This is a genomic window from Saccharicrinis aurantiacus, from assembly GCF_001660705.2.
GTDB classification, from domain to species: Bacteria; Bacteroidota; Bacteroidia; order Bacteroidales; family Marinilabiliaceae; genus Saccharicrinis; species Saccharicrinis aurantiacus.
This window is the reverse complement of record NZ_LYBV02000039.1, coordinates 65,836-87,464: the sequence shown is the minus strand read 5'-3', so window position 1 is coordinate 87,464 and position 21,629 is coordinate 65,836. Positions and strand designations below refer to the sequence as shown.

22 protein-coding genes are annotated in these 21,629 nt (G+C 33.1%); 14 read left to right on the top strand and 8 right to left on the bottom strand.

The features are described 5' to 3' along the window. Positions 1-137: 137 nt before the first annotated feature. The 10 genes from A8B35_RS20645 to A8B35_RS20600 all read left to right on the top strand — a co-directional run bounded on the left by A8B35_RS20645 (position 138) and on the right by A8B35_RS20600 (position 8,997). Positions 138-743, top strand: a complete 606-nt coding sequence (locus A8B35_RS20645) for an outer membrane beta-barrel protein (protein ID WP_075603876.1) — start codon at positions 138-140, stop codon at positions 741-743. 99 nt (positions 744-842) lie between these two features. Further along, positions 843-1,259, top strand: coding sequence for a hypothetical protein (locus A8B35_RS20640; RefSeq protein WP_075603875.1), 417 nt, complete (start codon positions 843-845; stop codon positions 1,257-1,259). A 96-nt stretch (positions 1,260-1,355) separates the two neighbouring features. Then, on the top strand, positions 1,356-2,228 hold the full coding sequence (locus A8B35_RS20635; RefSeq protein ID WP_075603874.1) for a cell division protein FtsX: 873 nt from the start codon (positions 1,356-1,358) through the stop codon (positions 2,226-2,228). A gap of 10 nt (positions 2,229-2,238) precedes the next feature. Then, the gene (locus A8B35_RS20630; protein ID WP_075603873.1) at positions 2,239-2,481 is read left to right on the top strand and encodes a DUF3098 domain-containing protein; all 243 of its coding nucleotides are present in this window, start codon (positions 2,239-2,241) and stop codon (positions 2,479-2,481) included. A 47-nt stretch (positions 2,482-2,528) separates the two neighbouring features. Beyond that, entirely contained in the window at positions 2,529-3,320 is a 792-nt protein-coding gene (locus A8B35_RS20625; protein WP_075603872.1) for an undecaprenyl-diphosphate phosphatase, read from the top strand. Between the two features lie 10 nt (positions 3,321-3,330). Continuing rightward, a complete protein-coding gene (gene truB, locus A8B35_RS20620) occupies positions 3,331-4,026 on the top strand; it encodes a tRNA pseudouridine(55) synthase TruB (RefSeq protein ID WP_075603871.1) in 696 nt (231 codons plus the stop codon). 134 nt (positions 4,027-4,160) lie between these two features. After that, a complete protein-coding gene (gene queA, locus A8B35_RS20615) occupies positions 4,161-5,210 on the top strand; it encodes a tRNA preQ1(34) S-adenosylmethionine ribosyltransferase-isomerase QueA (protein ID WP_075603870.1) in 1,050 nt (349 codons plus the stop codon). 185 nt (positions 5,211-5,395) lie between these two features. After that, positions 5,396-6,427, top strand: coding sequence for an ATP-dependent 6-phosphofructokinase (locus A8B35_RS20610; RefSeq protein ID WP_075603869.1), 1,032 nt, complete (start codon positions 5,396-5,398; stop codon positions 6,425-6,427). Between the two features lie 97 nt (positions 6,428-6,524). Further along, a complete protein-coding gene (locus A8B35_RS20605; protein ID WP_075603868.1) occupies positions 6,525-7,229 on the top strand; it encodes a phosphoadenylyl-sulfate reductase in 705 nt (234 codons plus the stop codon). 43 nt (positions 7,230-7,272) lie between these two features. Continuing rightward, on the top strand, positions 7,273-8,997 hold the full coding sequence (locus A8B35_RS20600; RefSeq protein WP_075603867.1) for a S41 family peptidase: 1,725 nt from the start codon (positions 7,273-7,275) through the stop codon (positions 8,995-8,997). 244 nt (positions 8,998-9,241) lie between these two features. On the opposite strand, the gene A8B35_RS20595 is transcribed toward A8B35_RS20600, so the two are convergent. From A8B35_RS20595 to A8B35_RS20570, 6 genes are read right to left on the bottom strand one after another with little or no spacing between them, the layout of a single operon-like run. Next, positions 9,242-10,567 (bottom strand): DUF58 domain-containing protein, encoded by a 1,326-nt coding sequence (locus A8B35_RS20595; protein ID WP_075603866.1) that lies wholly within the window; start codon positions 10,565-10,567, stop codon positions 9,242-9,244. A gap of 21 nt (positions 10,568-10,588) precedes the next feature. Further along, on the bottom strand, positions 10,589-11,557 hold the full coding sequence (locus A8B35_RS20590) for an AAA family ATPase (RefSeq protein ID WP_075603865.1): 969 nt from the start codon (positions 11,555-11,557) through the stop codon (positions 10,589-10,591). A 27-nt stretch (positions 11,558-11,584) separates the two neighbouring features. Next, positions 11,585-12,745, bottom strand: coding sequence for a DUF4350 domain-containing protein (locus A8B35_RS20585; RefSeq protein WP_075603864.1), 1,161 nt, complete (start codon positions 12,743-12,745; stop codon positions 11,585-11,587). Further along, entirely contained in the window at positions 12,742-13,512 is a 771-nt protein-coding gene (locus A8B35_RS20580; protein WP_139314961.1) for a hypothetical protein, read from the bottom strand. Before A8B35_RS20580 ends, A8B35_RS20585 begins: the two co-directional genes overlap by 4 nt. Next, on the bottom strand, positions 13,484-14,413 hold the full coding sequence (locus A8B35_RS20575) for a DUF7847 domain-containing protein (protein WP_075603862.1): 930 nt from the start codon (positions 14,411-14,413) through the stop codon (positions 13,484-13,486). Before A8B35_RS20575 ends, A8B35_RS20580 begins: the two co-directional genes overlap by 29 nt. After that, positions 14,391-15,359 (bottom strand): stage II sporulation protein M, encoded by a 969-nt coding sequence (locus A8B35_RS20570; RefSeq protein WP_075603861.1) that lies wholly within the window; start codon positions 15,357-15,359, stop codon positions 14,391-14,393. The genes A8B35_RS20575 and A8B35_RS20570 overlap by 23 nt, the downstream gene beginning before the upstream one ends. An 18-nt stretch (positions 15,360-15,377) precedes the next feature. Here A8B35_RS20570 and A8B35_RS20565 point away from each other — a divergent pair, with 18 nt between their 5' ends. Then, complete coding sequence (locus tag A8B35_RS20565; RefSeq protein ID WP_075603860.1) at positions 15,378-16,094, top strand: RDD family protein; 717 nt, start codon at positions 15,378-15,380, stop codon at positions 16,092-16,094. A 1-nt stretch (position 16,095) separates the two neighbouring features. Here A8B35_RS20565 and A8B35_RS20560 read toward each other — a convergent pair whose 3' ends face one another. Together A8B35_RS20560 and A8B35_RS20555 are read right to left on the bottom strand one after the other, a co-directional pair. After that, positions 16,096-16,809, bottom strand: coding sequence for a tRNA threonylcarbamoyladenosine dehydratase (locus A8B35_RS20560; protein ID WP_075603859.1), 714 nt, complete (start codon positions 16,807-16,809; stop codon positions 16,096-16,098). Continuing rightward, positions 16,809-17,459 carry a TatD family hydrolase gene (locus A8B35_RS20555; RefSeq protein ID WP_075603858.1) on the bottom strand — a complete coding sequence of 217 codons (651 nt, stop codon included), beginning with the start codon at positions 17,457-17,459 and terminating at the stop codon, positions 16,809-16,811. The genes A8B35_RS20560 and A8B35_RS20555 overlap by 1 nt, the downstream gene beginning before the upstream one ends. 55 nt (positions 17,460-17,514) lie before the next feature. On the opposite strand from A8B35_RS20555, the gene A8B35_RS20550 reads away from it, so the two are divergent. The 3 genes from A8B35_RS20550 (at position 17,515) to A8B35_RS20540 (ending at position 21,629) form a co-directional block, all read left to right on the top strand. After that, complete coding sequence (locus A8B35_RS20550) at positions 17,515-17,940, top strand: (deoxy)nucleoside triphosphate pyrophosphohydrolase (RefSeq protein ID WP_075603857.1); 426 nt, start codon at positions 17,515-17,517, stop codon at positions 17,938-17,940. A 102-nt stretch (positions 17,941-18,042) separates the two neighbouring features. After that, a complete protein-coding gene (locus tag A8B35_RS20545) occupies positions 18,043-20,235 on the top strand; it encodes a DUF748 domain-containing protein (RefSeq protein WP_075603856.1) in 2,193 nt (730 codons plus the stop codon). A gap of 311 nt (positions 20,236-20,546) precedes the next feature. Next, positions 20,547-21,629 (top strand): nitroreductase family protein, encoded by a 1,083-nt coding sequence (locus A8B35_RS20540; protein WP_083634609.1) that lies wholly within the window; start codon positions 20,547-20,549, stop codon positions 21,627-21,629.

Below are 21,629 nucleotides of genomic sequence, written 5' to 3'. Positions count from 1 at the left end.
AACTGTTAAATTTAACTAAAGAACCATCTCTTTTTTGCAAAAATAGACTAACGCCCTCGTCAAATTATATACTTTTGCGCAAAAGGTGCATATTTTATCATAAGCACCTATATATTTTTAACACATTCTCCAGAAAAATGAAAAACAAAAGAATTATTACTGTTCTTATTATGTCAATTGGATTAATAATTTCAGTGAATGCACAAAACCATCACCAAACTAATACTAAGAGTGAGCATCATCACGAATCAACCAACTTAATTCATGCCGAACATGGGAAACATAAAATTGCAGCTTATGGCGGATTTACCCACATTAGTGCAGCCTTTTATGAACACGAAACACATGTTGAAAGTACAGGTAAGTGGGTTCCAACATTTGGTATAGAATATTATTACAAACTAAACCACCACTTCGAAGTTGGATTTATTGGAGATGTTGAATTAGATCAATATTATATTAGAACCACACATGAAGAAGAACTAGAAAGAAATAACGTACTTGTGGTTGCTGCTGTAGTTCGTTACTCTCCTATCAATAGACTTGGTGTATTTTTAGGGCCTGGTTATGAAACCGAATTTGTTGGAAAATCAGATGCAACCTCTTTCTTTGTAGCTAAACTAGGGATTGATTATGAAATTGAAATTGAAAATGGTTGGGAGTTAACCCCTATATTTTCATACGATATAAAAGAGGAATATTCAGCTTATTCATTTGGAGTTTCCCTTGGTAAACGATTCTAATAGTTAATAAACTAAGCTAAAGCCTTTCATTTATAATGGAAGGCTTTTTTTGTATACAAAACATTTTTATATTCACGATGCATTATAAACATTAAGAAAATGAATACATACGCATTAATTGCCGGTATAATAGCACTTTTTGCCACCTTGGGGCACCTTACAATAGGCAATCAGTCTTACTATAAACCCTTAAGTAAAAGTGATATTGACATCACAGTTAAAACCATATTTAAAGCTCTATTTCATTACATAACAGGCTTTCAAGTCTTATCATCTTTCATATTAATTATGATAGGAATTAGAGGTAACGGATGTAATTTCGAACCACTTTTAGTATTAGGGTTTATTGCAGCTAACTATATCTTTTGGATGATTACACAACTAATTATTGCCGCTAAATCTCCAATTAAAGGAGCTATTACAAAACTATTTCAATGGATTTTTTGGCTACTGATATCAGTCTTTACAATATTGGCCTTTATTCATTCGTGGAACTACATTAACGAATGGGTGTAATTTTTTAATTTACATCAGGATATAAATCACTTTTAAATCTTGCCTTGTTAATAAGTACTGAGTACATTTACGCCGATTTTACAATAACCTAAGGGTATGAAAGATAAGAAAAGAGCCAAACGACAGCTGATTAATTCATATTTTACTACAGTAATAAGTATAACGCTTGTACTATTTTTATTGGGTTCAGTTGGTTACCTCATTTTAAATGCCAACCGCTTATCAAATTATGTAAAAGAAAATATTGGTTTTAATGTTGTTTTAAAAGATAACATTAGAGAAGTAGAGGTGAAACGCTTACAAAAGTATTTAGATGCCTCTTCGTTTGTTAAATCAACCGAATATATTGATAAAGATGAAGCTGCTGAAGAATTGCAAAAGCAGTTAGGAGAAGATTTTGTTGATTTTTTAGGATACAATCCTCTACTATCCTCTATTGAAGTAAAATTATACGCACAATACGCAAACCCCGATAGCATTAAAAAAGTAGAAGCAATCTTTAACTCCTTTACCCAAGTTAAAGAGGTTTATTATCAGAAAAACCTAATTGAAAAGGTAAATGATAATGTAAATAAAATTAGCATTGTACTACTTGTATTTAGTGGTTTACTACTTTTAATTGCCATTGCTCTTATAAACAATACCATAAGATTATCGGTATATGCCAAACGTTTTTTAATAAATACCATGCAACTTGTTGGCGCTACAAAAGGATTTATAAGGCAACCCTTTATCAGCATAAGTTTATTTCATGGTTTTATTGGCGCAATTATTGCAAACGGAATGTTGGCTGGAGTAATTTATATTCTTCACCATGAACTAGGTGGCTTTATAGGTTTTGATAATATTGAACTCATCGGAATACTTTTTATTTTGGTGATTTTACTTGGCATAACCTTGTCATTTACATCAACTTACTTTGCTGTAAATAAATATTTAAAATTAAAAACAGATCAATTATATTTCTAACAATCTCGATATGTCTAATAAAGAAAACTCCAAATTCGAATTTGCCCTTTCTAAAGAAAACTATATTTTAATGGCAATTGGTTTTGGTATAATTATTCTCGGTTTCATTTTAATGATAGGTGGAAGAAGTGAAGACCCAAATGTTTTTAGTGAAGAACTTTACGGATTTCAAAGAATCACACTTGCCCCAATGCTAGTTTTATTTGGCTTTATATTTGAAATATATGCCATCATGAAAAAACCAAAACAATAGTATTAAACATCACTTCCATAATCACAACAACTAATTACACTTATTAAATGACTTGGATTGAAGCATTAATTCTTGGAATTATTCAAGGACTTACAGAATTCCTGCCCGTAAGTAGCAGTGGTCACCTCGAAATTGGCAAACAACTACTAGGCGTAGAAGCCACTGATAACCTAACCTTTACTGTTATAGTTCATGGAGCAACTGTATTGAGTACAATTGTAGTATTTCGTAAAGAGATACTTCAACTACTTATGGGTCTATTCTCTTTTAAATGGAACGAGGACACCCAATACATTGCAAAAATTGCGGTAAGTATGATTCCAATCGGCATAGTTGGTGTATTTTTCAAAGACTATGTTGAAGAAATATTTAACTCTGGTAATATCTTACTTTTAGTAGGTTGCATGTTATTAATCACTGCAACACTATTAGCATTTACCTTTTATGCAAAATCGAAGCAAAAAGAGATTTCATTTAAAGATGCTTTTATAATTGGTATTGCACAAACAGTTGCAGTACTTCCAGGTATTTCTAGGTCGGGATCAACCATTGCAACAGGATTATTACTTGGGAATAAAAGAGAATCAGTAGCTAAATTTTCATTTTTAATGGTACTTGTACCAATTTTAGGAGAAAATGTATTAAGCATACTTAAAACTGATTTCTCAGCAGAATCTTCTATTGGTGCCCTTCCTCTTCTAATAGGTTTTATTGCTGCTTTTACAGCAGGTTTACTTGCCTGTACTGCAATGATTAACCTAGTAAAAAAAGGTAAATTAATTTACTTTGCAATCTATTGTGCTATTGTTGGTGCTATAGCAATAACTTTTGCTCTATAAATTTATATTTGTGAATACAGAATCAGAATACGACTTTAAGGAAGGTGCTCTCCTTCTTTTTGATAAACCATATGAATGGACTTCATTTGATATGGTTAATAAGGTTAGAAAAAGAATATGCACTTACCTTGGCGTTAAAAAGCTCAAAGTTGGTCATGCTGGAACGCTTGACCCTTTAGCAACAGGTTTACTAATCATTTGTACTGGTAAAGCCACTAAAACTATTGACAGTTACCAAGCCAAGGAAAAAGAATATGTGGCTACACTTAAATTGGGGGCCACTACTCCATCGTTTGATTTAGAAACTGAAATTGATAAGACTTTTCCAACAGAACATATCGACAGAGCTCTAATAGATAAAGAACTTTTAAACTTTGTAGGAGAATTAGATCAAATTCCTCCTGCATTTTCTGCGGTAAAAGTAAAAGGTAAAAGAGCCTACGAGTTAGCTCGCGAAGGAAAAACACCTGAACTAAAACCTAAAAAGCTTGTTATAAAAGAGATCGAAGTTGTTGATTTTAAAAATGATGAGCTTGTTTTAAGAATTGTTTGCAGCAAAGGTACTTACATAAGAGGTTTAGCTAGAGATATTGGTTATGCTTTAAAAAGCGGATCACATCTAACTACCTTACGCAGAACCAGAATTGGTAAATATTCTGTAGAAAATACTCTTAGTTTAGAGGAATTTGAAAAAAAATTAAATTAATTTGTAACTTATTCAAAAACCCTACGTATAACCGACCTGCAAATCACTGCAGAATAATATCGAATAATTTAGTATTAATCACATAATATACTGCCACTTACTATTATTAAGTGTAGTAAAACTAAAGAAAGCAAATGAAGTTATCGAAGTTTAAATACGACCTTCCTGAGGAATTAATTGCATCTCATCCTACCTATAATCGCGATGAATCTCGCATGCTAGTGTTAGATAGAAAAACTGGAGAAATAGAACACAAGATCTTTAAAGATATTGTTGATTATTTCGACGATCAAGATGTAATGATCTTCAACAACACAAAAGTTTTTCCTGCCCGTTTATACGGTAATAAAGAAAAAACAGGTGCTGAGATTGAGGTATTTTTACTTCGTGAATTAAATAGAGACCAGAAACTTTGGGATGTTTTGGTAGATCCTGCTCGTAAAATTCGTATTGGTAATAAGCTATACTTTGGCGAAAACGATGAGATGGTAGCCGAGGTTATTGATAACACAACTTCAAGAGGAAGAACGCTTCGCTTTTTATACGATGGTCCGTATGACGAATTTAAGAAGTCACTTTTTGCTTTAGGAGAAACTCCACTTCCTAAATCTATCGACCGTGAGGTTGAGCCTGAGGATAGAGAGCGTTACCAAACCATTTATGCCAAACACGAAGGAGCTGTGGCTGCCCCAACTGCAGGTATGCACTTTAGCCGTGAGTTAATGAAACGCCTTGAAATTATAGGGGTAAACTTCTCAGAAGTTACATTACATGCTGGCTTAGGTAATTTCCGTTCTGTTGACGTTGAAGATTTAACAAAGCACAAGATGGATTCAGAGCAAATTTTTATTACTGATGAAGCGTGTGATATTATTAATAAAGGAAAAGACCAACGAAGAAAAATTTGTGCTGTAGGAACTACGGTAATGCGTACAATTGAAACTTCAGTTTCAACATTTGGCCATGTTAAACCTTTTGAAGGTTGGACTAACAAATTTATTTTCCCTCCATATGAATTTCGTGTTGCAAACTGTATGGTTACTAACCTGCACCTACCTTTGTCTACTCTAATGATGATGGGAGCTGCATTTGCAGGTTACGATCATTTGATGAATGCCTATGCTGTTGCAGTTAAAGAGAAGTATCGTTTTGGAACTTACGGAGATGCACTATTAATTATCTAATAAAGCATCACTTAAAATATACAAAGGCTGTGTTAACCCACAGCCTTTTTTTGGCCCTAATCCAAGCATAATGTCTAAAATATTTGGTTAAAGTTGAGTTAATTGACGATTAAAAAAGTTCGAGTAGCTTTATAAAACAGTATTTTTCAATTAAATTTACCATTTCACAGATTATTTCTAGAATCATGGCAAATAAAAAATTAAAGATTGGCATTCTTTCTGCTGGCGGCGATTGCCCTGGTATTAATGCCGCCATCCGTGGCGTTGGTAAAACTGCAATTGTACAATACGGAATGGAAGTAATTGGCATATCAAATGGCTTCAGTGGCCTTATTGACATGAATACACAACCACTTACAGAAGATCACCTCTCTGGAATATTAACATTGGGTGGTACCATCCTTGGAACTTCAAGAATGAAACCATTTAAACCTCAGGAAGGAGATACTGTTGAGAATAAACCTGAAGTAATAAAAGAAAACTACGAAAAACTTGGTTTAGATGCCCTTGTATGCATTGGCGGAAATGGAACCCAAAAAACAGCAAATTTACTTTCTAAAGAAGGTTTGAATATTGTTGGGCTACCAAAAACAATTGATAATGATGTTTGGGGAACTGATGTTACGTTTGGCTTTGATTCTGCTGTAAATATAGCAACAGATGCTATCGATAGACTTCATACCACAGCAAACTCGCACAAACGAGTAATGGTAATTGAAGTAATGGGACATAATGCTGGTTGGATTGCTCTATACTCAGGTATGGCTGCCGGTGGCGATATTATCCTGTTACCTGAATTAGATTATGATATGAATGTAGTAGCCAATACACTCAAAGATAGAGCTGAAAAAGGCAAGGCCTATTCTATTGTAGTTGTTGGCGAAGGCATCGAGCGCCCAGGCAAAAAAAGTGCAGCCCGATATGTGGCCAAGCAAATACAAGAATTAACTGGTCTTGAAACCAGGGAAACAATATTAGGATACATTCAACGAGGTGGAAGCCCATCTCCTGCTGATAGAATTCTAGCAACACGATATGGCGCTCATGCTGCCAAATTAATATACGAAGGTAATTTTGGTACAATGGTTTGCCTTGATAAAGGAAACATAACCTCTATCCCACTTGAAGAAGTTGGGGGAAAAACTCAATTACTAAGCCCCGACCACTCTCTTATTGAGAAGGCTCGCAACATGGGCGTATGTTTCGGCAATAAATAGGCTACCAAAGATAGAAACAAAACTTAATGCGGTTTGTGGTGTTAATAATTAAACATCAAAAACCGCTTATTTACTATAAAGCATATAATAATTAACGATGACCAAAGAACAAATAAACGCACTAAATCAGCAATTTAAAGATGCAAGCCCAATTGAACTAATCACTTTTTTTTTAGATAAGTATGAAGATAAAATAGCCCTATCTTCAAGTCTTGGCGCAGAAGACCAAGTTCTTACACAAATGGTAACATCTATTAAATCAGATGCTAGTATTTTCACATTAGATACCGGACGTTTATTTCCTGAGACTTACGACTTAATTGACCGCACATCAAAAAAATATAAAACCAACATACAAGTATACTTTCCGCAGCCTACTGCCGTTGAAACGATGGTGAAAGAAAAGGGAATTAATCTATTTTTCGATAGTATTGAAAATAGAAAGCAATGCTGTAATACTCGCAAAATAGAGCCTTTAAAAAGAGCTTTTAAAGGATTAGATGCTTGGATATGTGGTTTACGCGCAGATCAGTCTGTTACGCGATCTGAAATCCAATTAATTGAATGGGATGAAAACAATAACATCGTAAAAATTAATCCGCTTGCATTTTGGAGCGAACAAGATGTTTGGGATTATATTGATGAAAAAGGAATTCCGGTTAACCCGTTACATAAAAAAGGTTTCCCAAGTATTGGTTGCCAACCATGTACAAGAGCCATCATGGAAGGTGAAGATGTTAGAGCTGGTCGATGGTATTGGGAAAACCCGGATACCAAAGAATGTGGCCTACACAAAAAATAACCCACAATATTTAAATTTATCATTTACCAAAAAATCATTATAAATGAGCAAATTCAAAAAACAAGGTCGTGCCAAATGGATAGGTATCTCGCTTATCGTTGTGCTTTTATCAGGAGGCTTAGCTGGCTTTATTAACGATGATCAACGCAATTTCTCAATAGTTAAGAATCTTGATATTTTCTATACTTTATTTAGAGAGTTAAACAGTTATTATGTTGACGAAACAGATCCTGAGGATCTTATTAAAACTGGAATAGACAACATGTTAGAGTCGCTTGACCCTTACACTACCTATATTCCGGAAGACGACATGGAAGATTTCAATTTCATGACTACTGGTGAATATGGAGGTATTGGATCTCTTATCTCAAAAAGCGATGAATATATTATTATTGCTGAGCCATATGAAGGTTTCCCAGCACAATTGGCTGGATTAAAAGCAGGTGATAAATTACTTGAAATTAACGATGTTGATGTTGTTGGTAAAAAATCAAGCGAAGTAAGTGACTTATTAAAAGGACCTGTAAATACACCTCTAAAATTAAAAATTGATAGACCGGGTGAAGAGAAAGCCCTAACCATTGATTTAACTCGTCAGAAGATATCGATTAACCCAGTGCCTTATTACGGAATGGTGAATGATAAAACGGGTATCATCATGCTAAATAATTTTACTCAAAATTGTTCTGCTGAGGTAGCAAAAGCATTCAAAGACTTAAAAGAAAACCAAGGTGCCGAAAGTATTGTACTTGACTTACGCGGAAACCCAGGTGGTTTATTAGATGATGCTGTTAAAATTGTTAACCTATTTATTGAAAAAGGAAACGAAGTAGTTTCAACAAGAGGTAAGGTAAAACAGTGGGATAAAGTTTATAAAGCAACTTCATCTCCTTTAGATACAGTAATGCCATTAGCAGTATTAATCAGTCGTGGTTCAGCTTCTGCTTCCGAAATTGTATCTGGTAGCTTGCAAGACTTCGATAGAGCTGTTTTAATAGGCCAACGTTCATTTGGTAAGGGATTAGTTCAGAGCACTCGTAATTTATCGTATAACGCCAAATTAAAGGTGACTACAGCCAAATATTATATCCCAAGTGGAAGATGTATTCAGGCAGTAGATTATACACACAGAAATGATGATGGAAGTGTAGGTTTAGTGCCAGATTCACTAATTACTGAATTTAAAACCTCAGGTGGCCGTTCTGTATACGATGGTGGCGGTGTATCACCAGATATTATGGTTGAAACAGATAAATTCAAGAACATCACTTTTGCTTTGGTAGCTCAATCTATGATGTTTGATTATGCAACAGAATTTGTTCTTAAAAATAAAGAAATTGCAGCTCCAAATCAATTTGAAATTAGTGATGATGTTTACAATGAGTTTGTAAGCTTTGTTGAAGCCAAAGAAGATTTTTCTTATAAATCAGCAACACAAGAATCTTTAAAAAAGCTAGTTGATGTTGCCAAAAAAGAAAAGTATTACGATAAAAATAAAGAAGAATTTGAAGAACTTGAATCCTTACTTACTCTGAATGTAAAAGAGGATATGATGTTGTTTAGAGACGAAATTGAAGAGTTCTTGGCTTCTGAAATTATCAAACGCTACTACTATCAAAAAGGAGCCATTAAGTATACTCTTAAAGATGACAAGGAACTAGCTAAGGCTATTGAAGTGCTTGGTGATAAAAGTACGTACAATGGTATTTTAGATGGAAGCATAGCTTCACACGCTGGTGATAAAAGAAGCATGAAATCGAAAGATTAAATAATCTGCTATATTATATAAAAAATCTGATGCCATTTGGTATCGGATTTTTTTATGCCCTTAATTCAAATGTAATACAATTAAAGGTTTCAATTATTTTATAATGACAAATCAATCTAAACATAAGCACGAAGTTAAAAATACCCAGTGGCTATTTACTAATTTATAGTTATAGTTTTATTACTTTAACGGCATCTTATAACGAAACTTAGGCATAAAAACACACGAGTAATGATTAGCTTGATTAAATCAAGCCCCTATCTTTAACCTCTAAGTATTTATTAATTACTGAAATCGTTAACTCATCAGGGCGTACGCTAATGTTTAATATGCCATGATGTGTAAGTTCTTCCATCAAAGCATATTTATTGTTAATGTGATTATTAGCTAATGCCTTCTGGTAAATACCCTCCATGTTTTTGGCAGAATCATGAGTAAGTTCCTCTAGTTCAGTATTAATAAAGGTAACTAGTAATACAAGGTGTCTTTTGGCCATCTTTTTTAATAATGGTAACTGACGTTCAAGACTTGGGTTACTCTCAAAATTAGTGTAGAAAATAAGCATGCTCCTACCCTGCGTATTTTTTTCTAATGCTGCAAAAACCTGTTCTAGATTTGATTCATTAAATTGGGTTTCTTGCGCATAAAGAGTTTCTAAAATACGATTGAGTTGCAATTGTCTATTATCACTTTTTATGAGCGAATGCACTTTTGAAGAATAGGTTAACAACCCCGTTTTATCTTGCTTTTTTAAAATTATATTTGATAATGCTAAACTCGAGTTAATAGCATAATCTAGTAAAGTCATTCCTGAAAAAGGCATCTTCATGGTACGCCCCATATCTATAAGCTGATAAATATGACGCGATCGTTCTTCTTGATACTCATTTACCATCAATTTATTAAATCGAGCTGTAGCTTTCCAATTTAATTTTCGGTAATCATCACCAATTACATATTCTTTTATTTGCTCAAATTCACGACTATTTCCTGGTCGTTGGTATAATTGGTTGTTTTGTTGGTTTCTATTGTAAGAAAAGGCTAATAACTCATGCTTTTTTAGCTGTATAAACGAAGGATAAACAGCCACACCTTTATTTGCATCAATACTATAACGCATTGAAAAAAGCCCAACTTTACTACTAACCAACACACGCAATTTCCCGAAATGATAGACACCACGCTTTACTGGTCTAACACTATAATTAAAACTATGAGATTCGGATGGCGCAAAATCTTTATTTATTAAGCTACTGCGCTTCTGAAACTGCACGGGTAGTTCATCAATAAAAACAACACTAGTTCTAATCCGATAGGCACTTTTTAGCTCATACTTAATGCTATTATAATCTCCATTTGAAAAGCGTTCGGCCACTTTACGAGAAGCCGAGAATGAACCTTGCCAAATCAAAAACAGATCAACAATGATTAAAATTGATAATGCAAATAACAACACCCTTGAGAGTACAAATAAAGGACTAAAGAAGTGCCCGAATACAAACAATACGATCAATATAAAAAGAGCAGTATAAAAACGTTGATTCAGAAATATATTTAAAACTCGCTTCATTGAAGAATAATTTGTTTTGGGCTACCTAGGTACTTCAACCTTACTTAGTATTGATTGTACAATATCGGCTGAACTAATTCCTTCTATTTCCTTTTCAGCGGATGGAATAATACGATGAATTAATGCGGATGTGGCCACCATTTTAATATCATCGGGAGTTACAAAATCACGACCTTGGATAACGGCAAAAGCTTTAGCACTGCGCAAAATTGCCAAACTAGCTCGTGGAGATGCTCCCAAATAAATATCGGGGTTATTTCGGGTACTATTAACAATTGCAGCAATATAAGCTAACAAAGACTCCTCAACATGGATCTCATCTACTTGCTCACGTAACTGAATTAATTCATCAGCACTCAAAACAGGTTGAACATTTTCCATTTGCTGATTTGAGTTTTGCTTACTAAAACGCATTAAAATAGCGGTTTCCTCTTCAAGTGTTGGAAAACCCATCTCTATTTTAAATAAGAAACGATCGAGTTGAGCTTCAGGCAAACGGTAAGTTCCTTCATGCTCAATAGGGTTTTGAGTACCAACCACAAAAAAAGGTTTGTCTAATTTATATGTTGTTCCTTCAACACTAATGCTGCGTTCTTCCATAACCTCGAAAAGGGCAGATTGTGTTTTAGCCGGAGCTCTATTAATCTCATCAATCAGTACAATATTAGAGAATAATGGTCCTTTCTTAAACTCAAAATCTGATTTTTGTGCATTGTAAACCGAAGTTCCAATTAAATCTGCAGGCATCAAATCGGGGGTAAACTGAATACGAGTAAAATTAGTATTTACTAGTTTCGCCAATAATTTGGCAGATAATGTTTTGGCAATTCCAGGAACTCCTTCTAACAAAATATGCCCATCAGCAATTAAAGCAGTTAGTAATAATTCAACTGTTTTATCCTGACCAATTAGTAGTTTCTGAATTCCAGTTCTAACTTGATCTAGTTTTTCTTTTATCTGATTAATATCAACACGTTGTATATTTTCCATAGGATATATCTCTCTTTAAAATATCTGTTACAAAAACTTTTCGATGGTTTTATTTATTTCAATTAATTGCTCTTGCGATATGTTTGTACCACTTTTGGCTATGTTAATTTGTTGCAATAATTTATCAACCTCAACTTCCGACTTACCTGTTTTTTTCATCAATTGATCCTTAACTTGTAATGTAGGCCGATTCCATTGGATAAGGTACTTTCTCTTGGTTTTAATACGTAGGTTACGTACAACATATTGGGCTATTGTTCCATTGTTTTTATTACTTAAATACAAATTTGTTAAGGTGCTAAGAAAGGCAATTGAAGCATTCTCAGGAGGATTAATTACCGGAATCAATTCTTGCTTACGGCGCCAGAAAAGTGAGAAAAAGATAACGAATACGAAGGTTAATAAATAGAAAGCATAACGCATTGGTGCAGAACTTAACACGTAACGCAACTCTGATTGCGAAGAAAAACTTCCATTATTTAGAAAATCATCCCAAACAATTGGAGCATCAGGCATTTTTGAAAACACACCATTTACATATTGGTAATTATACCCATGCGCAAAGTAATAGTTGGTAAAAACCAGTGGCGATAAGTGCATTAATATTGTTCCGTTTGAAAACTGAGCTTCAATAAAATTGGGTTTATCGTTAATTGTACCTAAAACTTTTACATTCTTAACACTATCTGCTACAATAAAATAATAGTGATTATTATAAGCCTTTATCTTATTTAAGGTATCTGTAAAAACAATGTTGCTATCACTTAACTTTAATTGCTTTACTGTATGATTTTCGTAAGCGTATTCTTTTCTTATTCCTAGAGTATCCATCAACTGATATGGCATTTGCTCTGAAACAAGCATTATAGTGTTTCCTGCGTTTAAATGTTTGAGTAAGCTTTCAGTTGATTGCTCATCAAAACCAATACCTGGTGCCATATAAACAAGGCTATAATCAGTAGAATCTTCTTTGGCGTATTCAAAAAATGTTTGATTAATACGCGTTAAACTATCCTGCCAAAGCCCTGTTTTAGCCATCTCATATAAAATACTTGTACCATATGGTATTTTGTCGCGGCTTGATAAAGTGGCTTTCCAATTTAATTCTTCCTTTTTATAGAATTCAAAAATCCCCATCAAAATAAAGCCTACGCTTAACCAGATATAATATTGCTTTGGTATCTTCATTTTGAATGTATTTGTGCTGAAATAGCTGTAATCTCAACTTTTAAACTATCATACTTACTCTTATACTCATCGTTGGTCCATGGCATTTCTCCATACCAAGCATCCTCAAAAGTACGAGTAGCGTATGTAAATTGATTATAAAATGGTTTCGATTTTAATTGAAGTAAATATTCGAAATTCGATTTTTGCTTCTCCCATACAATAAGCTCTACTTCATCAAGCTTTTGTAACAATTGCAAATAAGAATATCGGATGGCTAACCTATAATCAAAGTCTGATATAGCTGCCAAAATCAGGTTATCAAAGTTCACTTTCCCAATAACATCATCACCTATAAATCCATCTGCATTTTTAATGGTTTTCAGTTTCGGTTTTCGAAGATCACTAAAACTTAAACCTACAATTTTCATTACAATTAACACAAGAGTTACTATAACAATTATATAAGGTAATACTTCTGCAAAATGAAAAGATGCCTTGTTACCAAATAACTTTGAAAGAAACCAAATAATCCACTTTTTAAGTGCAGATAAACTAAAAGTATTATCCTCAACCTCAATATAGGATGCATAAGGCTCCTCCAACTGAAGCTGCTGCAATGTTTGCTCACTCAAAACCTCATGGTCATCGGCAATAAACACATGAGCCTGAAGTTTTGATACACTAAGCAATTGAATGATTGCAAATACGATAAAGTAGATGTATCGGTTGACTAAAATGGGTTTATGAATCATAAATCTAGAACAAAGGCTTTTCTGTACTATCATCTATCACATTCATAGCTTCAATTTGCTCGGCTAAACCAACCTCTTCTTTTAATTCAACTAAAGAAAAATATCTCATGCCAAAACCAACTGAATAAAAACAGTATAGAAACAAAGAAACAAACATGATAATTGGAATACCAAAAGTCATTACAGAGCCTAAGTAAGAAAAATCAGGCTGAGAATTGGGGTTAGTAATTAGTTGCGAAAACATTTTATAAAATGCCAAAATGTAAAAAGGGACTATCACTATAGCTGAAATAAAGCCTTGGATAAAGTATAATAAAATATAGTATCCAAATGTACTCCACCAATTACCTTTAATCAACTCAAATGATCGTCCGAAAGAATCTGTTATTGAAGCATCCTCAATACCAATTGAAAAAGGATAAATACTAAATGCAATCATCAGGTATATTAACCCGAACATCATAACAAAAACACCTAAAACCGGCGATATTATAGATAACACCAATGTTACTATAAATCCAACAAAACTAATACCTATACCCAATAATATACCTGCGCCTAAGTATTTCCAGAAATACTTTTTTATATCAGTAAATATTAACTGTAAGGTAATTTCATCTTTGGCATGTTTTAAACTCATTTTCATATAAGAAACAATAGATGCTTGATAAAAAATCCCTCCGATTATAAGAAGAATATATGCCGGAATAAAAAGAGCAAAATCGAATGGGTTGGGCTCAAGGGTTGTTTCAAACATTGAAAACATGGTACCATAAACCCGTCCTATTAGGATGCCTCCTAGTATAAAAAACGGACCTACTAAAACCATCATAAGTTTAAGCAAATTCCAAATATGAATTTTTAAATAGTTAAATACATCACTAACGGATTCTGATACAGTTCTTTTTTTTCTAAGCTGAAATGTGTTGTACATGCTTTTTATAAACTAAGTGTGGATAAATAAAAAAGTAAAATATAATAGTAATTAACGATATAGCTATGACCAAAATACTAAGCCATTGAATTTGTGAATGTCTGGTTAAAAACGATTCAATAAACCCTGCAATTATAAAAAAAGGAACTAGTCCAGTAACAATTTTAACACCCGCTATTGCCCCTTTCTGAAAGGAGTGTATACGAGAATAGGTACCCGGAAACAATATGCTATTTCCCATAACAAGACCAGCCGCACCTGCTACAACTATACTAAATATTTCAATAGTCCCGTGCATCCAAATACCAGATGCCGACTCCCAAAGTAAATTGTAATTGTAAAAAAAGTATTGAAAAGAGCCCAACATCACACCATTTTTAAAAAGCATAAAAGCTGTTCCAACAGATAAAAGCGCGCCCATTGCAAAGGCAATTAAAGCTACTCGTATGTTGTTAAGTGTAATCATAAAAAACATCGAAATTTCGTTTTGAGAAGCGTATACCCCAAGAGGCTCCCCTTTTTCAATATTTTCGATGGTCATATTAACGTAATTATCTCCTGTAATTAAACGTACGTAATCTACATCATTAGCGGCAGAAAAGGCTCCTATTAAAACCGCAATCACAAATATTAGGCAACTATAGAACAGTTGTTTGTAATGAGAATGAATTAAAAGTGGGTAGTCCTTTTTGAAAAATGTATATATTCGTGACCAGTTTTCGCGCTTGGCAGTATGCATAAACTGATGCGAATTAAGCACCAATTTATTTAAATAAGCTGTAGTGTTACTATTAGGATAATAGGTTCTGGCATAGGACAAATCATCGCTTAATTGCATATAAACTTTAGATATAACCTCAGGGTCAACCTTTTGCTTTTTTGTTAGCAGTTGCTCTGCTTCAAGCCAACGTTTTTTATTAATTTTAGAGAAGATTATTTCACGCAAAACCTTAAATCTTTAAATATGGATCCGAAATTTAACATAAATAATTCTCAAAATGTAAATATTGAGGTCAATTTTGCAGGTGTAGGCGAAAGATTACTTGCACTCATTATTGATGGCCTCGTTTTAGGTGGCATTGGAATGGCACTTTCAATTGCCGTGGCAACAGCACAACCAGGAGATACAATTGTCATCATAGTATTTTCAATATATACTTTTGCAGCCATGCTATATTATTTTTTTATGGAGTGGCTTTTTAAAGGACAAACCATTGGAAAAAAATACCAGAAGATAAAAGTTATTCATAAATCGGGTACTGATGCCTCTATATTTCAATTACTCATCAGGAATTTAATACGTGTATTCGATTCTATTTACGGACTTGGTTTACTAGTCATATTCTTTAGTAAGAAATCTCAACGTTTAGGGGATTTAGCAGCCGGAACTATCGTGGTAAAAACGCATCAGAACATTAAGTTTAATGAAACTGCATTTGCTGAAACCGAAGAAAACTACTCTCCTACTTTTGATAAATTAGAGATACTTAGAATTGACGAGAAGGATATAGAAATTATTAAGCACGTGATTGAGAGAGATACCATGGAAATTAATTGGAAAATAGTTGGTGCCTTGGCTACAAAAATTAAAGCCAAAGCACAAATCAATAATAATGAATTAAAATCGCTTGAAGTTCTGAAATGCGTGGTTAAAGATTTTCAGTATTACCATGCAGGATAAATTACTTTCCTGTTAAAGTTCTGATGACATAGGAAGCTGCGTAACAACCAAACATTGCAGGTAAATAAGAAATAGTGCCCAAAGTGGACTTTTTATTTCTTTCTCCTTCAGTTTTAATTACATATTCTTTGGGTGCTTCCTCTGTTGAAAATACAACCTTAACCCCTTTTCTAATTCCTTGTTTGTACAAACGTTTTCTAACACTACGGGCTAACATACAATATTCAGATTTAGAAATATCGGCAATTTTAATTTGAGCAGGATCAAACTTTCCACCTGCCCCCATGGCAGATATAATAGGTGTTTTAGTATCAACTGCCGACTTTATTAAAGCAACTTTTGGCGACAAAGTATCAATAGCGTCCACAACAAAATCGAAACCCTTTGATACCAATTCTTCAAAACTATCTTCATCAATAAAAGAGTTGATAACAGTTAAATTAAGCTCAGGGTTAATATCTAATAAACGTTGGGCTACCACATCTGCTTTAGCCATATTAATAGTACTTGTTAATGCAGGTAACTGACGGTTTATATTACTTGCATTCACAGTGTCTCCATCAACAATTGTAAAATTACCAACACCTGCCCTTGCAATTAATTCAGCAGCATAAGAACCAACTCCTCCTAAACCAACAATAAGAATATGTTTGTGCTTCAAATCCTGCAACATATCCTGTCCTAACAAAATCTCTGTACGTTCTATCCAATCCATCACTTACCAAATACTCTACTAAAATTTTTACTAATCTGATCTTCTAATAAATCAGGTGGCAAATTTAATAAGCTTTGTGCTTTTTTATACACATCACTAACTAATAAATCAGAATCATCGGTTTCAAAAAGCATATAATTTTGATCTATATTTTTCATGGTTTCCTCAAGCTTCGCAGAATTATTGAGTAATGATGCACCAAATGATAGATATACTCCTTTGGCTACTAATTGCTTTGCTGTCTGATACGATCCATTATAGCCATGTAATACCCAGGGCTGTTTAGCCTTAAACTTAACCCTATACTCTAAAATTAAGTGATGCATTTTTACCGAATGAATAATTAAAGGTAATTCGTATTTCTCCGATAACTCTATTTGTTTAACAAACACAGCGACTTGTATATCAGTATTTTTAATAAACTTATCTAAACCACATTCTCCTATAGCATCTATTTTTTTATCAGAACAATAAGTATCTAATAATTGTAGGCCTAAATCAATATTAGCAGTATTTATATGCCAAGGATGGATGCCACAAGAAACAAGGCGAGTTGATGTTTTGTCAGCAATGGCATCTGAATGAAAAAAGCTCACACAATTAACATCAGCACTTGAGTCTATTTTATGAGTATGGGCATTTATAATCATATCATTAAAATAATTGAAGTAATTTGTTTTTACAAATACTCACTAACTTTATATTATGAATGAGATACATGTAAGTTGTGCCATAATAATTAAAAATGATAAAATTCTGCTTGCTCAAAGAAGCATAAATATGCAACACCCGCTTTTATTTGAATTTCCTGGAGGGAAAATAGAGGAAAACGAAAGTCCTGAAGAAAGCATTCAACGAGAAATAATTGAAGAACTTTCATGTACGATCACCATTCATGAGAAACTTCCCCTTTTTAGACATAATTACAATAATCGAGCAATTGTATTACATCCCTTTATTTGCCATATAAAAACAGGTACTGCAGTTAATTTAGAGCACCGCCAAATAGTCTGGTCAGAGTTCAATAAACTAAGTACTTTTGAATGGGTTGAAGCAGATATTGCAATTTATGAGTATTTAACGGAAAAATACACCACATTAAAAAACGAATGCTTTAAGGATGATTATTAAATATTTATCAAACAAAACATGATTTTAGTATAAGTATTAAACACTATAAATACCTTGCGTGTTATAAATGATAAAAACCCACAAATCATAATATAACAAACTATGAAAAAGAGAATTATTATTCCTTCAGTATTGCTCGTAATTGTTTTTATTTTTCTCTTCTTTTTATCAACAATTGCTAAGAATTACGTTAATAAAAATGGAGAAGAACTAACAAGCAGAAAGATTCTTATAAACGAATTACACATTGACTATTTTAATTTGAAGGTTACTGTGGATGGATTTACATTATTTGAAGAAAATAAAACAGATACCTTCGTTTCTTTTGATCAACTTCTTATCGATTTTAATCCATGGAAACTATTCAATAAAGAATTCTCGTTCTCGCAAATACAACTCAGTAACTCTTATATTAACATTGAACAGAATGATGATATATTCAATTTTTCGAGTTTAATAGAACATTTTAATGACACCACAAATATTGAAACCGAAGCAGTTGATAATGACACAACTCAATCAGAAATTAAATACTCCATAACCGACTTTAAATTAATTACTGGCAGGTTTAAATACTACGATAAATCGATTGATAATTTAATTGAAGTGGATGATATTAACCTACAATTACCTGAATTTGCTTGGGACAGCCAAAGCAGTAAAATGGGGCTTGAATTTGCTATTGGTAAAGAAGGATCTGTTATAATAAATACCACTGTAAGTGAGCAATTAGCCCACTATAAAGTAAATTTTCAGACTAAAAATATACAGTTAAATAATTTCACTAATTACTTAAAAGAAAGTGTAAACATTGCAGATTTTAATGGTTATTTGCAAAGTAATATCAACATTGAAGGAAGTTTAAAAGAAACCTCTGAGGTTAAAATTGATGGCGTTATTGCGGTGGATAGTTTAATTATCATTGATGGAAACAACAATGAACTATTATCCTCAAAATCAATAAAAACAGAATTAGAAGATATCGATATTGCGAAGAATTCGTTTGTGATTAAAAATGTAATTATTGATGAACCTAATATCAATGCTACCCTAGGAAAAGTGCAAAGTAATTTTGAATACTTTTTTGCACCTATCATCAATTCCACAGATACAACCGAACAAGAAGAAACACCTAATACTCCTCAAGAAGCTGAAACCGAAATCTACTATAATATTAAAGAGTTTGTAGTAAATAATGGTAAAGTAATTTTTAGAGACAGTACTTTAAATAGATCGTTTAAATACGATATATCAAATATTGATTTACAAGTAGCGGATATAAATACTACAAACAGGGCAATTCCTGTTGATTATAGCATGAATTTTATAAACGATGGAAACTTTAAAGGAAAGGCTATAATTGATTCAGAAGAACCTACTAATTTAACTTATAACGGAAAAATATCTCACCTCGACTTACATAGTTTCTCACCGTACACTGAATATCATTTGGGCTATCCTATCAACTCTGGTTTATTCTATTACACCTGTGATATTGAAATGAATCCTACTGAACTTTTAAACGAAAATGACATTTTTGTGCAAGACATAGAGTTTGGTAAAAGCACCGGAGATACCACTGCTGCAAAGGTTCCTTTAAAACTTGCCATGGTCATATTAAAAGATTCAAAGGATAATGTTGAAATGAATGTGCCTGTCAGAGGTAATCCTTCAGAACCAGGCTTTAGACTGGGTAAGATAATGCTTAAAACTTTTGGAAAGTTCTTAGTTAAAGCCGCCGCATCTCCGTTCGGAGCACTGGGTAAAATGGTTGGCACTACAGCCGATGAATTAGACCACATCCCATTTGAATATACACAAGATTCAATGGCTATTAAGCAAAAAAACATCTTGGATAAGATTGCTAAAATATTGGTGAAGAAACCCGACCTAATATTTACATTCAGACAAGACTTATCAATGGATGATGAAACATATTTCTTATCTGAAAAAGCTATAAAAGAAAAGTACATTACTGAAAAAATGAATTCTAAAAATCTTAATTGGCTTGATATAAAAGATAATGATGAAAAGTTTGTTTCGTATGTGGATAAACTAAGCCCAGAAACCACAGGCACACCAATGAGTGAACGATATTCATCATTAACAGATGAAAACACAATAAAAACCACTTTTAAAGACCTCTATAATAAACGAAATAATGCCATAGTTGAGTACTTAACTGTCACAAAAGGTTGTAAGCCAACAAGCGTTAAAACCCTTAGTGCTGATTTTGAAAATATGCCAGAGGAGTTGAAAAACCCAAGTTTTAAGGTTGACGTGGGTATTAGGTAATCCGATTATAATTGTTGGTAGATTAAATCTTAATAGATTCACTAGGCTTATGTAATTATAAATTTAAAGATACACTTCAATCATATTAAACCCATGTTTAATATGATTGAATAATTACTTAATACTCCTACAAATAGCTTTAATCCTGTTACAAATAATTTTCATCCTATATATAGGATGAGCTATTAGCTTATGACAAATAATGATTTAATTTGATTAGTTATTGGGTATTGCCTGAAAATTCTATTTGATTATCATGACAATATAAAATGCTTTTAATAATTTCGAAGCTTCAAAATTAATTATAGCAGATGAGATTGATAATAAAGAAACTTCTCAACCTTATAGGAGGAGATCATTTTTCTGAAAAGATATACATACGATTCTTTCAATTAAAAGAATCTATACAATATCAATTCTTGTATCCATTAATACTAAATATACCCGGATTAAAAACCATCTACTTTATATTCTCTAAGGCATTTAACTATGAAGTGGCGATGTTTATTGCTGCAAGAAAGGACTACATCTACAAAAAAAATAATAACACTGAAAACCTCTTCCTTCTAAGAAGAAATATTCATAGAATTGAAAAAGGATTATTGATGAAAAATAGGCGAAGTATCTTTGCTCTAGATTATATTGAGGATACAACAATTCTTTATAAAAAGATAATAAGCCTGAACTCACAAAATGATCAATTAAATTGGGCACACGATATACTTGAAAAATACTTTAGCGTAACTGATTCTCATCCAACAATAGATAAGGCAAAAAATATTTTTACAAATATTGAAAATAGGGCTTCCAGGCAAGTTGAATTTACACCTTACTCCTTATCCAATGAAAATAAGGATAACTCATTTGAGGAGTTTAAAAAACTTGCTCATAAAAGAAAGTCAGTCCGTTTTTTTACCAATGAGCAATTACCCGAAAGAAGCCTAATAGATAAAGCTATTACCGTTGCGGGATTAGCCCCAAGTAGCTGCAATCGTCAGCCATTTATGTTTAGGGTTATCGACGACCCTCAACTAGCTAAAAAAACATCTAATTTAGCCGGCGGAACAACGGGCTTTGCCGATCATATACCCGCAATTATAGCCGTAATTGGGCAAATGAATGTTTCTCCGTCAATTGGCGACAGACATTTGATGTATATAGATGCAAGTTTAGCTTCAATGAATCTGATGCTTGCATTAGAAAGTATGAACATAGGCTCTTGCCCATTAAATTGGCCCGAAGACAAGACAAAAGATAAACAAATGGCAGAATTACTCTCGTTACAAAAATTTGAACGACCAATAATGTTAATTGCCTATGGATATCCTGAAAAGAATAGTATGTTAGCGTGTTCAGTACGTAAGCCCTTAGAACAATTAAGACAGTACAACTAA

Coding starts and splice junctions, on each gene's coding strand:
- A8B35_RS20565 (WP_075603860.1), top strand. CDS start 15,378: ATGGATCCGAAATTTAACATAAATAATTCTCAAAATGTAAATATTGAG.
- A8B35_RS20610 (WP_075603869.1), top strand. CDS start 5,396: ATGGCAAATAAAAAATTAAAGATTGGCATTCTTTCTGCTGGCGGCGAT.
- A8B35_RS20590 (WP_075603865.1), bottom strand. CDS start 11,557: ATGGAAAATATACAACGTGTTGATATTAATCAGATAAAAGAAAAACTA.
- A8B35_RS20545 (WP_075603856.1), top strand. CDS start 18,043: ATGAAAAAGAGAATTATTATTCCTTCAGTATTGCTCGTAATTGTTTTT.
- A8B35_RS20560 (WP_075603859.1), bottom strand. CDS start 16,809: ATGGATTGGATAGAACGTACAGAGATTTTGTTAGGACAGGATATGTTG.
- A8B35_RS20605 (WP_075603868.1), top strand. CDS start 6,525: ATGACCAAAGAACAAATAAACGCACTAAATCAGCAATTTAAAGATGCA.
- A8B35_RS20550 (WP_075603857.1), top strand. CDS start 17,515: ATGAATGAGATACATGTAAGTTGTGCCATAATAATTAAAAATGATAAA.
- A8B35_RS20625 (WP_075603872.1), top strand. CDS start 2,529: ATGACTTGGATTGAAGCATTAATTCTTGGAATTATTCAAGGACTTACA.
- A8B35_RS20600 (WP_075603867.1), top strand. CDS start 7,273: ATGAGCAAATTCAAAAAACAAGGTCGTGCCAAATGGATAGGTATCTCG.
- A8B35_RS20630 (WP_075603873.1), top strand. CDS start 2,239: ATGTCTAATAAAGAAAACTCCAAATTCGAATTTGCCCTTTCTAAAGAA.
- A8B35_RS20540 (WP_083634609.1), top strand. CDS start 20,547: ATGAGATTGATAATAAAGAAACTTCTCAACCTTATAGGAGGAGATCAT.
- A8B35_RS20575 (WP_075603862.1), bottom strand. CDS start 14,413: ATGTACAACACATTTCAGCTTAGAAAAAAAAGAACTGTATCAGAATCC.
- A8B35_RS20635 (WP_075603874.1), top strand. CDS start 1,356: ATGAAAGATAAGAAAAGAGCCAAACGACAGCTGATTAATTCATATTTT.
- A8B35_RS20640 (WP_075603875.1), top strand. CDS start 843: ATGAATACATACGCATTAATTGCCGGTATAATAGCACTTTTTGCCACC.
- A8B35_RS20585 (WP_075603864.1), bottom strand. CDS start 12,745: ATGAAGATACCAAAGCAATATTATATCTGGTTAAGCGTAGGCTTTATT.
- A8B35_RS20645 (WP_075603876.1), top strand. CDS start 138: ATGAAAAACAAAAGAATTATTACTGTTCTTATTATGTCAATTGGATTA.
- A8B35_RS20555 (WP_075603858.1), bottom strand. CDS start 17,459: ATGATTATAAATGCCCATACTCATAAAATAGACTCAAGTGCTGATGTT.
- A8B35_RS20580 (WP_139314961.1), bottom strand. CDS start 13,512: ATGATAGTACAGAAAAGCCTTTGTTCTAGATTTATGATTCATAAACCC.
- A8B35_RS20595 (WP_075603866.1), bottom strand. CDS start 10,567: ATGAAGCGAGTTTTAAATATATTTCTGAATCAACGTTTTTATACTGCT.
- queA (WP_075603870.1), top strand. CDS start 4,161: ATGAAGTTATCGAAGTTTAAATACGACCTTCCTGAGGAATTAATTGCA.